16 protein-coding genes are annotated in these 14,006 nt (G+C 47.6%); 3 read left to right on the forward strand and 13 right to left on the reverse strand.

Annotated elements, in window-relative coordinates; all coding sequences use genetic code 11:
• Nucleotides 1-27 precede the first annotated feature (27 nt).
• Both ACY2RR_RS00430 and rpmE read right to left on the reverse strand, forming a co-directional pair.
• A complete protein-coding gene (locus ACY2RR_RS00430) occupies nucleotides 28-1,296 on the reverse strand; it encodes a malic enzyme-like NAD(P)-binding protein (protein ID WP_490106154.1) in 1,269 nt (422 codons plus the stop codon).
• A gap of 327 nt (nucleotides 1,297-1,623) precedes the next feature.
• On the reverse strand, nucleotides 1,624-1,839 hold the full coding sequence (gene rpmE / locus ACY2RR_RS00435) for a 50S ribosomal protein L31 (protein ID WP_281646085.1): 216 nt from the start codon (nucleotides 1,837-1,839) through the stop codon (nucleotides 1,624-1,626).
• Nucleotides 1,840-2,125: 286 nt separating this feature from the next.
• Here rpmE and ACY2RR_RS00440 point away from each other — a divergent pair, with 286 nt between their 5' ends.
• Entirely contained in the window at nucleotides 2,126-4,387 is a 2,262-nt protein-coding gene (locus ACY2RR_RS00440) for a primosomal protein N' (protein WP_490106155.1), read from the forward strand.
• Here the strand turns inward: ACY2RR_RS00440 and ACY2RR_RS00445 are convergent.
• The 11 genes from ACY2RR_RS00445 to ACY2RR_RS00495 form a co-directional block, all read right to left on the reverse strand.
• Nucleotides 4,384-5,091 (reverse strand): 16S rRNA (uracil(1498)-N(3))-methyltransferase, encoded by a 708-nt coding sequence (locus tag ACY2RR_RS00445; RefSeq protein ID WP_490106156.1) that lies wholly within the window; start codon nucleotides 5,089-5,091, stop codon nucleotides 4,384-4,386. The genes ACY2RR_RS00440 and ACY2RR_RS00445 overlap by 4 nt on opposite strands.
• Nucleotides 5,092-5,139: 48 nt before the next feature.
• Nucleotides 5,140-5,931 (reverse strand): twin-arginine translocase subunit TatC, encoded by a 792-nt coding sequence (gene tatC / locus ACY2RR_RS00450; RefSeq protein WP_490106157.1) that lies wholly within the window; start codon nucleotides 5,929-5,931, stop codon nucleotides 5,140-5,142.
• A gap of 34 nt (nucleotides 5,932-5,965) precedes the next feature.
• Entirely contained in the window at nucleotides 5,966-6,361 is a 396-nt protein-coding gene (tatB, locus tag ACY2RR_RS00455; protein WP_490106158.1) for a Sec-independent protein translocase protein TatB, read from the reverse strand.
• A gap of 15 nt (nucleotides 6,362-6,376) precedes the next feature.
• The gene (tatA, locus tag ACY2RR_RS00460; protein ID WP_490106159.1) at nucleotides 6,377-6,616 is read right to left on the reverse strand and encodes a twin-arginine translocase TatA/TatE family subunit; all 240 of its coding nucleotides are present in this window, start codon (nucleotides 6,614-6,616) and stop codon (nucleotides 6,377-6,379) included.
• 42 nt (nucleotides 6,617-6,658) lie between these two features.
• Nucleotides 6,659-6,994, reverse strand: coding sequence for a histidine triad nucleotide-binding protein (locus ACY2RR_RS00465; protein ID WP_490106160.1), 336 nt, complete (start codon nucleotides 6,992-6,994; stop codon nucleotides 6,659-6,661).
• Between the two features lie 13 nt (nucleotides 6,995-7,007).
• Nucleotides 7,008-7,361, reverse strand: coding sequence for a phosphoribosyl-ATP diphosphatase (locus ACY2RR_RS00470; protein ID WP_490106161.1), 354 nt, complete (start codon nucleotides 7,359-7,361; stop codon nucleotides 7,008-7,010).
• A gap of 32 nt (nucleotides 7,362-7,393) precedes the next feature.
• Nucleotides 7,394-7,789, reverse strand: coding sequence for a phosphoribosyl-AMP cyclohydrolase (hisI, locus tag ACY2RR_RS00475; RefSeq protein ID WP_490106162.1), 396 nt, complete (start codon nucleotides 7,787-7,789; stop codon nucleotides 7,394-7,396).
• Nucleotides 7,790-7,799: 10 nt separating this feature from the next.
• Nucleotides 7,800-9,404 carry a ubiquinone biosynthesis regulatory protein kinase UbiB gene (gene ubiB, locus ACY2RR_RS00480; RefSeq protein WP_490106163.1) on the reverse strand — a complete coding sequence of 535 codons (1,605 nt, stop codon included), beginning with the start codon at nucleotides 9,402-9,404 and terminating at the stop codon, nucleotides 7,800-7,802.
• Nucleotides 9,405-9,407: 3 nt separating this feature from the next.
• Nucleotides 9,408-10,070: a ubiquinone biosynthesis accessory factor UbiJ gene (locus ACY2RR_RS00485; RefSeq protein WP_490106164.1), complete on the reverse strand. Its 663-nt coding sequence runs from the start codon at nucleotides 10,068-10,070 to the stop codon at nucleotides 9,408-9,410.
• Nucleotides 10,067-10,825: a bifunctional demethylmenaquinone methyltransferase/2-methoxy-6-polyprenyl-1,4-benzoquinol methylase UbiE gene (ubiE, locus tag ACY2RR_RS00490; RefSeq protein WP_490106165.1), complete on the reverse strand. Its 759-nt coding sequence runs from the start codon at nucleotides 10,823-10,825 to the stop codon at nucleotides 10,067-10,069. Before ubiE ends, ACY2RR_RS00485 begins: the two co-directional genes overlap by 4 nt.
• Nucleotides 10,826-10,929: 104 nt before the next feature.
• Nucleotides 10,930-11,316, reverse strand: a complete 387-nt coding sequence (locus tag ACY2RR_RS00495; protein WP_490106166.1) for a gamma-butyrobetaine hydroxylase family protein — start codon at nucleotides 11,314-11,316, stop codon at nucleotides 10,930-10,932.
• Nucleotides 11,317-11,424: 108 nt separating this feature from the next.
• Here ACY2RR_RS00495 and ACY2RR_RS00500 point away from each other — a divergent pair, with 108 nt between their 5' ends.
• The gene (locus tag ACY2RR_RS00500; RefSeq protein WP_490106167.1) at nucleotides 11,425-12,555 is read left to right on the forward strand and encodes a Wzz/FepE/Etk N-terminal domain-containing protein; all 1,131 of its coding nucleotides are present in this window, start codon (nucleotides 11,425-11,427) and stop codon (nucleotides 12,553-12,555) included.
• A 530-nt stretch (nucleotides 12,556-13,085) separates the two neighbouring features.
• Nucleotides 13,086-13,853, forward strand: a complete 768-nt coding sequence (locus ACY2RR_RS00505; protein WP_490106168.1) for a Wzz/FepE/Etk N-terminal domain-containing protein — start codon at nucleotides 13,086-13,088, stop codon at nucleotides 13,851-13,853.
• Nucleotides 13,854-14,006: the final 153 nt, after the last annotated feature.

Consider the following 14,006-nt stretch of genomic DNA (forward strand, 5'->3'; position numbering starts at 1 on the left):
ATATTTCACTGAATACGCTCGGCAATATCAGTAAGCAATATCATCCATAGACTTCAGTGGGTAATGCGCAGGGTACTCAGCACGGGCAACGCCAGTATCAACAGCTGCTTTAGCAACTGCAGCAGACACGGCGCCCAGCAGGCGAGCATCCATAGGCTTAGGGATAATGTAATCGCGACCAAACTCCAGAGAGTCCAGACCATAAGCGTCCAAAACTTCTTGAGGCACAGGCTCTTTAGCCAGCTCTTTCAGAGCGTAAGCGGCAGCCACTTTCATCTCTTCATTGATTTTAGCTGCACGAACATCTAGAGCACCACGGAAGATGAAGGGGAAACCAAGAACATTGTTTACCTGGTTCGGGTAGTCAGAACGTCCGGTAGCCATAATCACGTCAGGGCGTGCTTCAACAGCTTTCTCAGGCTTAATTTCCGGGTCAGGGTTAGAGCAGGCAAACACAACTGGATTCTTGGCCATACGGCTCAGTTGCTCTGGAGACAGCAGGTTAGGACCAGACAACCCAAGGAACACATCTGCGTTCTCAATAGCATCGTCCAGCGTACGACAATCTGTTTCTACAGCAAATGCTGCTTTGTATTGGTTCAGGTCAGTACGTTCAGAGTGAATAACGCCCTTACTGTCCAGCATCAGAATGTTTTCTGGCTTCATGCCACAGCTGATCAGCAGCTTGGTACAGGAAATTGCAGCAGCGCCAGCACCCAGACAAACCATACGAGCCTGGTCAACTTCTTTTCCAGCCAGCTCAAGAGCGTTCAGCATGCCTGCAACAGTTACGATAGCAGTACCGTGCTGGTCATCGTGGAATACAGGAATGTCACACAGATCAATCAGAGCGCGCTCAATTTCAAAACACTCAGGAGCTTTGATGTCTTCCAGATTGATGCCACCAAAAGTTACAGCAATACGCTTAACAGTATCGATAAATGCCTGTGGGCTTTCGGATTCAACTTCCAGATCAATGGAGTCAACACCAGCAAAACGCTTAAACAGAAGAGACTTACCTTCCATTACCGGCTTACTGGCCAGAGGGCCGAGATTACCAAGCCCCAGAATGGCGGAACCGTTACTGATGACAGCAACAAGGTTGCCTTTCGCCGTATATTTATACGCCAGTTCAGCGTCACGGGCGATTTCGCGCACCGGCTCAGCAACACCAGGACTGTAAGCCAGAGAAAGATCGCGGGAAGTCACAGCTGGTTTGGTCAGTTCAACACTGATCTTGCCAGGTCTCGGATTTGCGTGATAATCGAGAGCAGCTTGCTTCATGTCCTCAGCCATTTTATTTCTTCCAGTTTTTTATTGCCTGCCGGGAGGCATGAGAATATCGGAAAGGGTGAACACGCTCAACAGACGACAGCCAACCAAATTACAATAAGTACTTATAACGACTATTTTCTTGCTGAATTACGGTTTTGATAATGCAGTCAGACAAAAAACTTGGAGGAAGTGAAAAGCGTAACCGACTAAAAACGAAAGTGACCCGAAGAAAACGACAGAGACACCTGACTATTTATTCACCCAACTCTGATCGTGAAATTGCAATAAAAAACAGATCAAAGCCTAAAATCAAAAGAGGCACCTGAAAAGGTGCCTCTTTTATTCTTCTCAGCGCTTGGTGCTGAGCGCCCCGAAACGCTTGTTGAAGCGTTCGATACGACCGCCGGCATCCATAACCTTCTGAGTGCCAGTGTAGAATGGGTGGCACTTGGCGCATACGTCCAGGCCGATATCCTTGCACAGAGTAGATTTAACCTTGATCACGTTACCGCAGCTGCAGGTAGCAGTGATTTCTTCGTACTTAGGATGGATATCCTGTTTCATTGGGCTCAGCCTCTAGCTTATCTGCACGCCGCCACCAGTGCCCGGGAATCTAAATTTTAGCCCCGCCAGCTTCTGGCACCGCATGCTTGTTAATCAGGAGCATAGACTCCTGACAGAAGATCGCGAATATTAGCAGACCCGATTCCCGGAGCAAAGCAGGGAAACAACAACTCAACCGTTGTTAACCCCTATTCTCGCTGAAACAGGCTTTTGTAACAGCGCCACCAATCAGACACAGGCCAGAAGTATCTGATAAGCTATCCTTTTTATTCAGCGTTCAATGCTTATGCCTGCGAACCCCAGCGGAATTTTACGCCTCGCACTCCCGGTTAACCTGCGCCGCCTGTTTGATTATCTTCCGCCACACTCCATACACACAGGTTCGCTGACACCTGGAGTGCGGGTAAGAGTTCCATTCCGAAACCGGGAAATCGTCGGCATACTGATCAGCCTGGAAACAGAATCCGAGGTGCCAGAGAGCAAGCTGCGCCCCGCCAGCGAAGTTCTTGATTCCATACCCATTCTCTCGGAAGCATTGATCAATCTGGTGAACTGGTCTGCCGATTATTATCACCACCCTATTGGCGACACTTTCAGCCAGGCGCTGCCCGCCCTGTTACGACAGGGTTATGACTTGGGCAGAGAAGTTCACGAATTCTGGCAACCAGCTCAAAATCTTGATACACAAGCAGAAACAGCCTTATTACGGGCTAGAGCCCCCCGCCAGCAGGAAGCCTGGAACCTTATCAAGCAACATCAGGATGGCGTTTCTTCAGAAGCCCTGCGCAGCATGGGCTTTGATCGCACACTACTTAAAAATCTGGAAAACCGGGGGCTTATTGAAGTCATTGAAAAGGCGCCTGAGTTTCAACTTTTCTATCAACATGAGCCCTTGCTGAAATCTTCACCTCTGGTTTTGAATCATGAGCAGGAACGCGCTCTCGAATCCATAACCTGTGAGATGCATCAGTTCAGCGCCACGTTACTCCATGGTGTAACCGGCAGCGGTAAAACCGAGGTTTACCTTCAAGCCATCGCTCACACCCTAGCCAATAAACAGCAGGCGCTGGTACTAGTTCCAGAAATAGGCCTGACACCGCAAACAATGGCCAGATTCCGTGAACGCTTTAATGTACCAATTGCCGTGTTGCACTCAGGCCTGACTGACAGAGAACGCCTGAATGGCTGGCTTGCCTCCCGTCGTGGTGAAGCGGGTATTGTTATAGCCACCCGCTCAGGCATTTTCACGCCCGTGCTCCACCCTGGCATCATTATTGTTGATGAAGAGCATGACCTTTCCTACAAACAGCAGGACAGTATCCGTTACTCGTCCCGTGATTTAGCTCTTTACCGGGGAAGGCTTGAAAATATTCCCGTAGTTCTTGGCTCAGCCACTCCCAGTCTTGAAACTCTGCACAACAGCCAAACCCACAAATTTCGTTACCTGCAACTGCAGCAACGGGCGGGTAATGCCCGACCGCCAGCTTTGGAGCTGGTAGATACCCGCAATCAGCAGATGCAGGGAGGGATTGCCCCAGAAAGCCTGACCGCCATCCAAAACACTCTGAAGCAAGGACAACAGGTTCTGGTTTTCCTGAATCGCCGTGGTTACGCCCCAACCCTCACCTGTGATAATTGTGGCTGGCTGATTGACTGCCCGAATTGTGATGCCCACCTGACCTTGCACCGTTCACCTTTACATCTGCACTGCCACCATTGCGATTACCATCAAGGCATTCCAAATCAGTGTCCTAATTGCCACAGTCACGAGTTAAGTCCTGTTGGCCAAGGCACGGAGCGCACCGAAGAAATTCTGGAACAAATCTTTGCTAAGAAAGGTAAGGTTGATGTGATGCGCATAGACCGTGACAGCATGCGCAAGAAACACTCATTTCATGAGATGATCGAGAAAATCCACAGAGGCAACCCAGCCATCCTTGTTGGCACCCAAATGCTGGCCAAAGGTCACCACTTCCCTGCCGTAACTCTTGTAGTAATTGTGAATGCTGACACAGGTTTTTTCAGCGCAGATTTTCGGGGAGCAGAAAAAACCGGCCAGTTAATTCTTCAGGTTGCCGGCAGAGCAGGAAGAGCTGACCAACCGGGCAAGGTTTTAATTCAAACAGGAAACCCTGAAAACCCACAACTGCAAACACTGATCCATCAGGGATATGACGCCTTCTCACAGGAAATTGTTCAACAGCGCAGCACTATCGGGCTTCCGCCATTTAGCCACATAGCTCTTATTTCTTCGGAAGCCCCGAATCCTCAACCTGTAGAAGAGTTTCTGAACAATTCAGCACATATCGCCAGAGAGATCATCGAAGCAAATAATTTAGGTGGGCCGGAAGGCGTTATGATTATTGGCCCCATGCCAGCCCCCATGGAAAAACGTCAGGGACGCATGCGCTGGCAACTACACCTGCAAGCTCGCAACCGCAAACCACTGCATAACCTGCTTTACAGGCTGCTTCCTTCAATGGAACAGGATCCACTGACCCGCAAAATTCGCTGGTCTATTGATGTGGATCCTCAGGATATGAGTTAAAAGAGTCGACTGAGCAAAACAGGGACAGCAGTTTCTACCCGCAGAATTCTTGGACCAAGGTGGACACATTCAAAGCCGTATTCCACCAACCGCTCCACTTCGTAAGGAATAAATCCGCCCTCGGGACCAATGGCCAGTACGGTTGGCTCATGAATCGCCCGGGGGCATTCCACACCACCCACCGGGTGAGCCACCAGCTTGCGCATATTCTGGGACATAGCCGGTAAACGATCTTCCACAAACGGTTTGAAACGTTTTTCCAGAATAACTTCTGGCAAAACAGTGTCCCGCCCCTGCTCCAATCCCAGAACCAGTTGTTCACGAATAGCTTCAGGTTTGAGCCAAGGGCTTTGCCAGAAGCTCTTTTCTACCCGAAAAGTGTTCATCAGAACAATACGCTTTACGCCCATAGCTGCCAGCGTCTGGAAAGTTCGCTTCAGCATTTTAGGGCGGGGAAGCGCGAGTAAAACGGTTACCGGTAAAGCCGGTGGCGGTTCTTGAGTTACCGTATATTCCAGCTCAAGTTCATCCTTATCCAAACGGACAATACGAGCTTCACCCATCAAACCATTCAGCTCACCCACACGCAGGGTGTCGCCGGATTCAGATTTATGAACATCCTGAACATGGGATAAACGACGGCTACGGACTATAGCCCGGCCGGGTTCGATAATATCTTCAGGTTCAAGCAGAAGAAGATTCATACAAACAAAAAAGCCGTCCTAAAGACGGCTCCTCCAATCAATTCAGTATTACTCAGCAGCCTGCTGCTCTTTCTCTTTTTCCGCTTCTCTTTGAGAAGCCGAGTTCTTGGCAAATCGTGAAAAAATAATGCCACACTCAAAAAGCAGCCACATTGGCAGCGCCAGCAGAGACTGGGAAATTACATCGGGCGGTGTTAGCAACATGCCAATAACAAAACACCCTACAACCACATAAGGGCGTTTCTTCTTAAGATCTTCAACGGTTGTCAGACCCGACGCGACCAGCAAAACGGTTGCCACGGGAATCTCAAAAGCCACACCAAAGGCGAAGAACATCTTCAATACGAAATCCAGATAACGATTAATATCAGTCATAATCGTTACCCCTTCCGGACCAACACTGGTGAAGAAACCAAAAACCAGCGGGAAGACAACATAGTAGGCAAAAGCCGCACCGCCATAGAACAGCAACACACTGGAAATCAGCAGCGGTACCGCCAGGCGCTTTTCATGCTGATACAATCCTGGAGAGATAAAGGCCCAGATCTGATGCAACACAAAAGGAATTCCAAGAAACACTGAAACCACAAGGGTCAGTTTGAATGGCGTCAGAAATGGCGAAGCCACTTCTGTTGCAATCATGCTGGCACCTTCCGGCAGATAAGCTCTCAGAGGCTGAGAAACAAAGGCATAAATATCGTTGGCGAAATAAAACAGGCCAAGGAAAATAACAATAACAACAGCAACCGATTTCAGAATGCGATTGCGCAATTCCAAAAGGTGTTGAACCAATGGTTGCTCTGTATCAGCCCCTTGACTGCTTTGCTGGTTATTACTCATTAAAAAATCTGTTCAGGTGCACTTAACGCACGATTCAGGAAGATTGGCTGTCTGACTTAGAGCCACTGCTTTTCTCTGCAACGGAAGAACCCGCCTCTGAAGAAGCCCCGGCATCTTTCGCCGGAGTTTTATCTCCAGAAAATCCATCCAGAGGAGTGTTCAGGGATTCCCGAACATTGTTAACACCCTGCTCCAGCTCTTCCCGAGTTTTCTTTAATTCATCCATGACACTGGCGTTATGAACTTCACGGCGGATTTCATCCACTTTCAGCTCACGCTCAATTTCAGCACGGATTCCCTGAAAGCTACGCTTGATTCGACCAACCCATATTGCGGTGGTTTTTATAGCAATAGGAAGCCGTTCAGGACCCAAAACTACCAGCGCAATCACAGCAATAATGACAAGCTCTAGAAATCCGATATCGAACACTACTACAGGCTTCCGTTACGACTGCTTATCTTTCTGAGACTCTTGTTCAGTACTCTTGGAGAACTGAGCATCCTCACCTTCAATCTTGCGTGGCTCTTCGTTTTTAGCAGCATTCTGCTCTTCACTGCTCATGGCCTTGCGAAAGCCTTTTACAGCACTGCCCAGGTCACCACCAATGTTGCGCAAACGCTTGGTGCCAAACAGAAGAATCAGGATAGCCAAAACTATCAGAAGCTGCGGAATACTAATGCCCATAATAAATCCCCTTTAAAATCGTAATCTTAAAATCGTTATCCGTTACAGAGCGTGGAGCGCACCACCGCCCAGAATATGAAAATGCAGGTGGAACACCTCCTGCCCACCGCCAGCACCAGTATTGGCAACCGTACGGTATCCCTCTTTCAGCCCTTGCTGCCGGGCAATCTTGGGAATTGTCAGCATCATATGGCTGACCAGATCTTTATCAGATTCACCCAGGTCATCCAGGTTTTCCACATGTTTGCGGGGAATCACCAGCAGGTGAATCGGAGCCTTTGGCTGGATATCCCGGAACGCCAGACAGTGTTCATCTTCATAAACAATGTCTGCTGGAATATCTCCCTGCTGAATTTTGCAGAAAATACAGTCAGTCATCTTTCTGTCCTGTTCAGGAATCCCTGTTTTCGTCAGCGCCTGCAGAGCGGGCTGCCTTTTCCTCAAGACCGGACAGTCCAAAACGTCTGCCCAGTTCATTTAAAATCGCATCAGGCCCGGCACCCAGATGAGCCAGCATAACCAGCGAGTGAAACCAGAGATCGGCAGTTTCGTACACCAGATCATCCACATTACCGCTGCGTTCAGCATCTTTTGCTGCCAGCAGGGTTTCCGTGGCTTCTTCACCTACCTTTTCCAGGATTTTGTTCAGTCCTTTCTGGTATAGCCCCGCCACATAGGAGCTGTCGGGATCATCATTTTTACGCTGTTCCAGAACCTGCGCAAGTTGCTCAAGTATATCGCTCATTATCCATCCAGTGCAGCGTGCATCTTTACAATTTATTGATATATGTCATCGGGGTTCTTTTTCACCGGCTCCACATCGTGCCAGCAGGTGACGTCCCCGGCCTGCAGCTGCCGGAAGAAGCAATGCTCCCTCCCGGTATGGCAGGCAATACCACCATGTTGACGCACTCGCAGCAATACGGTGTCTCCGTCACAATCAAGGCGCAAATCCACCAGTTCCTGCGTATGCCCCGAGGACTCCCCTTTGCGCCATAGCTTTCCACGAGAACGAGACCAGTAAATAGCGTGCCCTTCCCGCACTGTTGCTTCCAGCGCTTCACGGTTCATCCACGCCATCATCAGAACTTTACCGGTTTCCGCATCCTGAGCAATGGCCGGAACTAGACCATCATCATTCCAGGCAACTTCATTCAACCATGCTTTGGACATACTACCCCCTCTATCTACCAGAACGCCCGGAACCAGACTGACTTAATAAATAACCGCCAACACCACCCAATAACAAAACATTCCAGCTAGTAACTTCCGCAGTCTGAAAGGCCGCAAAGGAAGCCCCAGCCAGAACAATTATGCCCAGCCAGCGCAAATCACGCCCAGCTGCAGTTTGAGGAACCACTTGTGGTGACTGCGCTTTATGCAAACTCTGGATATCTTCCATAAGCTGATGGGCCAGCATTGGCGCCTGTTCAATAAACTCAGGCATCGTATTATGTAAGCGCTTTATGACACCTTGAGGTGCAACTCGCTCATGCATCCATTTTTCTAAAAATGGCTGTGCTGTCGCCCAAAGATCCAGCTGAGGATAGAGCTGTCGCCCCAACCCCTCAATATTCAACAAGGTTTTCTGCAACAGCACCAATTGAGGCTGAACCTCCATATTAAAGCGCCGGGCTACCTGAAACAGATTCAGCAGAACCATTCCAAAAGAGATTTCCGCCAGCGGTTTCTCAAAAATCGGCTCGCAGACGGTGCGAATCCCAGCCTCAAGCTCGTTCACTTTGGTGTCTGCAGGCACCCAGCCGGAATCTATATGCAGTTTTGCCACCAACCGGTAATCCCGCCGGAAGAAGGCCAGAAGGTTTCGGGCAAGATAACTCTGATCTTCAGGAGTTAAAGACCCAACAATGCCACAGTCGATACCAATATATTGGGGATCATTAGGATTCACTCTGGAGATAAAAATATTTCCCGGATGCATATCCGCATGAAAGAAACTGTCCCGAAACACTTGAGTGAAAAAAGTTTCGACTCCACGTTCAGCCAACAGTTTCATATTGGTTCCCTGAGCTTTTAACGCTTCAAGGTCGGTTACCGGAACGCCATCAATACGTTCCATAACCATCACTCTCGGGCGGGAATAATCCCAATAAACTCTGGGAATGTAGAGCAGAGGCGACTCAAGAAAGTTCCTCCGCAACTGGGAAGCATTGGCCGCTTCTCTCTGAAGGTTCAGCTCATCAAAGATAGTGCTTTCGTAATCTTCCACCACTTCGACAGGGCGCAGGCGCCGACCATCAGAAGTCAGGCGAATGAGACGAGCCAGCATATAAAGCAGAGAGATATCTTTACGAATAACTTTGTCGATATTAGGGCGGATAACCTTCACGACAACAGCATCGCCGTTATGGAGAACCGCTCCATGAACCTGAGCTACAGAGGCTGACGCCATCGGCTCACGCTCAAATGACTGAAACAGATTATCTACGGTTTCACCAAGACTACTCTCAATAATTTCAACGGCCTGAGCACTACCAAAAGGCGGCACCCGATCCTGAAGCTGGGCAAGCTCATCGCCAATATCATCGGGAAGAAGATCACGACGGGTTGAAAGAATCTGGCCAAACTTTACAAAAATAGGGCCAAGATCTGTCAGCGCCATTCGCAAACGGGCACCGCGGGTTGCTGGATTGGAATGCCAACGCCAGGGAAGCAAAGATAAAAAGAGACGTCCAAACCAGGGCAGAGAGTCACGATCAATCAGGTTATCAAGGCGATAGCGGGCAACAACCCCGACAATAGTAAACATTCGAAACAGACGTTGCACCCGCTACGATCCCCCACCCTGAACACTTTCTTTATGCATATTTTCAAGACGCTCAATACGAGCCTGCAACCGATCAGTTGCTAATCGCAGATCGCTCAAATCTTCAAAAAAAGCTTCCGCCTGCCCGGATGGAGGCAAAAGCCTGAGCTCTTCCTGCAAATACTCTGGCAGATTAGAGACAATTGTCCGGTGAACACCTTTGGCGGTCATATCCCCCTGCCGAAAAGCAGCGCCCATAAAGTGAGCCAGAATTCCACCCGTATATTGGGAAATCATTTGTTCCCAATCGATATCTGCTTCCCGAATAATGGCCGAAGCAGTTACCAGTAAACTGCTATCACCTGAGAGAGTAATATCTCCCTGCTGCAAAAATGCCATGGGATCATCAGAAAGAGCCAGCCGCATAAGACTGACAGCTGCACCAGACAGAATGCAATCAGCGCCCTGCTCACAGGTTGCCAGAAATTCAGGTTTTTCACCAAAGCGAACAAACAGATCAACAGCCGGAACCTGAGAACTTACCTGCAGAATCTTGCCATCCAGTTCCTGCAGGCTTCTGGCTGTTACAACATCATGAGCAACCAAGCCGGCTACAGCTTTTTCCAAAGCCATTCTTACCGCAACACCGGGCATAGTTTCCAAAACCGAACCCTGTGGGTTCATCATGGTTTTATGCCTTTATGGAGAGCCACGATTCCACCGGTCATATTGTGATAACTGGTGTTCACAAAGCCTGCTTCCTTCATCATACCTTCAAGGGTTTCCTGATCAGGGTGCATGCGAATAGATTCCGCCAGATAGCGATAGCTTTCCGAATCATTCGTAACCAGTTTGCCCATCAGAGGCAGAGCAGTGAAGGAATAAGCATCGTAAGCTTTACCCAGTAAAGCGCTGCGAGGCTTAGAAAACTCAAGAATCAACAGCCGCCCCCCGGGGCGAAGTACCCGCAACATGGAACGAATAGCTGAATCTTTATCTGTTACATTCCGAAGGCCGAAAGCAATGGTAATCAGATCAAAGGTGTTATCCGCAAAAGGAAGACATTCCGCATTAGCCTGTACATATTCAATATTGCCAATCGCTCCGTTATCCGTGAGCTTGTCTCGCCCAACATGAAGCATGGAATCATTGATGTCTGCCAGAACTACCTGACCTTCAGCACCAACGATTTCTGAGAATTTCATGGCAAGATCACCGGTACCACCAGCAATATCCAGAACTTTCTGCCCTTTGCGAACAGCGCTCATTTCCAGGGCAAAGCGCTTCCACAGGCGGTGTACGCCCATAGACATCAAATCATTCATCAGGTCGTAACGACCCGCTACGGAGTGGAATACATCCGCAACTAGCTTTTCCTTGTCTTTGGTATCAACGGTCTTATAGCCGAAGTGGGTTTTGTCCCCGGTTTGATTTTCGCTCATCGTAATAAATGGCCACAACCTGACTTCAAGGGCAACCATTCTATCTTCGGATGAGCGCTACGACTAGGAGGCTTTTTCTGACTTTGGCATATAAATCGCGATATTTATCCAAGCAGGCGTACAGGGCTAACATCCGGATCACGGGACGCTCCGGCTTTATCCAGCCGATCAAGGTATTTCTGCCACCAATTTTCCTGGTTATTGCAAAGCGCTCGCAGGTACTCCCATGTGTAGATGCCGGAGTCATGGCCGTCATCAAAAACCAGCTTCAGACCGTAGTTGCCTACAGGCTCAACAGCTGTAATAGAAACATTGATTTTGCCGATTTGGAGGATTTCCTGGCCTTCGCCGTGGCCTTGCACTTCTGCGGAAGGGCTGTATACGCGTAGATATTCACAGCTTAGAGAAATGCCTGAGTCACCGCTATAACCAAGATCCAATGTTCGACTGTGCTTATGAAGTTTTACTGAGGTAGGGAGAAGGTCGGTCATATGTCCTCTGGATAAGCAGTTATATGTCATACAAACTTTTCCTTATCTGATCATGAGAAAAAATTTGAGACAATTGCCGTTTTTCGCACTAGATATAGTTGGAATATAATGAATCAAGCGATTCAAGTCATGCCAGCCGATTTACAAGTCAAAGATGATGAAATAGATCTGTTCGAACTAGCAAGCAGCTTGTGGCGACGAAAAATACTTATTGCAGCGATCACAGCAATATCCACTTTATGTTCAGTATTTTTCGCATACCTCACACCCGCGACATGGGAAAGTCAAATTACCGTTTTTCAAGCCAACCCTGCAGACTTGGCTGACCTGAATTCAGCCTGGGGCTTGATCAATGCTGACGAAACAGCCAATCCGATCAGCCCTTCAACAACATACAGTTATTTTTACCGGGCTTTGACATCCCCGGCAGTACAGTGGCAAACACTCAGGGATAGCCATTATTCTGAGAGGGCTTTAAAAGCTGGTATAACTCCTGAAGAAAAAGAAGAAATAACTCGTAGAAAGTGGGCAAGTTTTCAGGAATCAATTCAGATAAACCGATCAAGTGAAGATCCAAACAGCACAAGCCCTGTACCCGCTATCACTGTCACATTCCAATCTGACGATCCTCAATTTGCTACCGAGCTACTGAACAACCTCCTGATTCCTAATGCACAAAGAAGTGCGAAGCAAAGCCTGATCAATAATTTAGAAAGCGATAAAAGCCGCAAACTTGAGAAAATTGATCGGGAGATAACCCAGATTGAAACGGCATTTATTGAAACTAGCGAAGTTCAGGAAATAGCTCTTAAAGATGCCCTTGCTATAGCCAGAGCCGGCAATATCCAGCAAGCAAAAGATCTAAACCTGTCGAGAACACTTGGCGAAAAGTCCTTCATGCTGGGCACCAACATTCTTAATGAGCAGCTTCGGATACAACAAGAGTCCCTCAACCGTTATAGGTTCATTAGCCAGCCAAGTGCAGCAGATGAGAATAAACCCCTTCTTCCTGCTGTGGCCAGCATCATTCGACAACAACGCCAAAAAGTTGCACATATAAATTTCCACCATATTGAATGGGAACCTGTTGTAATTGATCTCCCAGCACTTACCCCAACCAACCCGGTAAGACCCCAAAAATCTCTAATCGTCGCTCTTGGAGTAATCCTAGGGGGGATGCTGGGTATTTTTATTGCGTTTATTCAGATAGCAATAAGTGTTCGACAACAAAAAAACTAACCATCAAAGATTGCTGCGGAGATTCTTTACAGAATCTCCGCCCATTACCAAGCCCACAATCAGCATTAGTTTCTTTAGCACGATAGCAAAACCCTCTAACATTTATTCCCAAAATACCAAACAGAAGAAAAAACCTGTTCATTTTCTGAGTAAATATAAACACACTGGTTTACCAGCCACAGTGCTTTAAGAGCGACGAGGTCGACCGGTTCGAACTTGCAAAAAAGCTGTAATAGAAACATTAATTTTCCCAGTTTGTAGGATTTCCTGACCTTCGCTGTGGCTTCGTACTTCTGCATAGAGGCTGTAGATGCGGAGGTACTCATGAGCCAATCCGAACTAAGCACCCAAGCTGTAGCTTAACTCCAGAATTTTTCGTTTCTTGGACAACTTTCCTTGATGGGGGGAGTTAGGCATTTCAACACCAAACAACACATTCAAGATTAGGTAAATTATTACTTTCCCGGATCCAAAAGAGGTTTCAAATTATAAGACAATGTCCCAAATTATCCCTATACACTGGAATCCAAGTGAATAATGTTCTATCGCAGGAAGCTGCGCTTAGTATTCGAAAAACACCGACATATGACGAAATTGATCTGTTTGAACTTGCTGAAAACCTATGGTCTAGGAAAGCTGCAATTGCCGCTATAACCGCTATTTCTTTTCTTATATCCTTTGGCATTGCAGTCATGCAGCCCGAAATTTGGGAAGTAGAAATTAAGATCTTTACAGCGGCAGAGGGTGACATTCAGCCTTTAAACAATCTCAGAGAACAAAGCGGACTTTCTAAAATAACAAATCAGAGTAGCTACGACATACTTTCCAGCGTAGAAAGTATTGTTATTAGCCAACTATACCCTGAGAGTGCATATGACCTTTTCTATCGTTTTCTCTCTATGACATCGACTTATAACAAGGCGGTAACAAGCAGCGACTTCAATGGGATAAATTTAGAGCTATCACGGAGCAATCCTCAAAAAGATTCACTAAGCTCAATAGCAATCAAAGCGACATCAACCTCCCCGAAAAATCTCGCGGCATTTGTGAACAACTTCCTGATACCTATAGCTCATCAAAAGACTCTTTCTGCTTTGACGGCTGGCCTAAACCCTGAACTTAAACTGGATTTAGCTGAAACAAACCTCATTAGTATTGATCAGCCTGCCATGACGCCAACATTGCCAAAGCCAGATAAAACAAAACTCATTTTGGCGCTGGGTGCTATTCTTGGGCTAATGCTAGGTACTATTTTCGCCCTCATTAAAATGGCTATAGAAAACCGCAAACATAGATAAAAATACTGAAGGTTACTGTAGATATCCCTACAGCAACTTCACCTATTTTCATAGATGCTTTCATAAAAGCACAAAACCATCTAGCATCACCCTTCTAAGAAAAACAACCATATGAAAAAAATAAACCAGAGGCATCCGTCTTTGGGTGGAGTG

Source organism: Parendozoicomonas sp. 2304DJ65-17 (assembly GCF_058148445.1).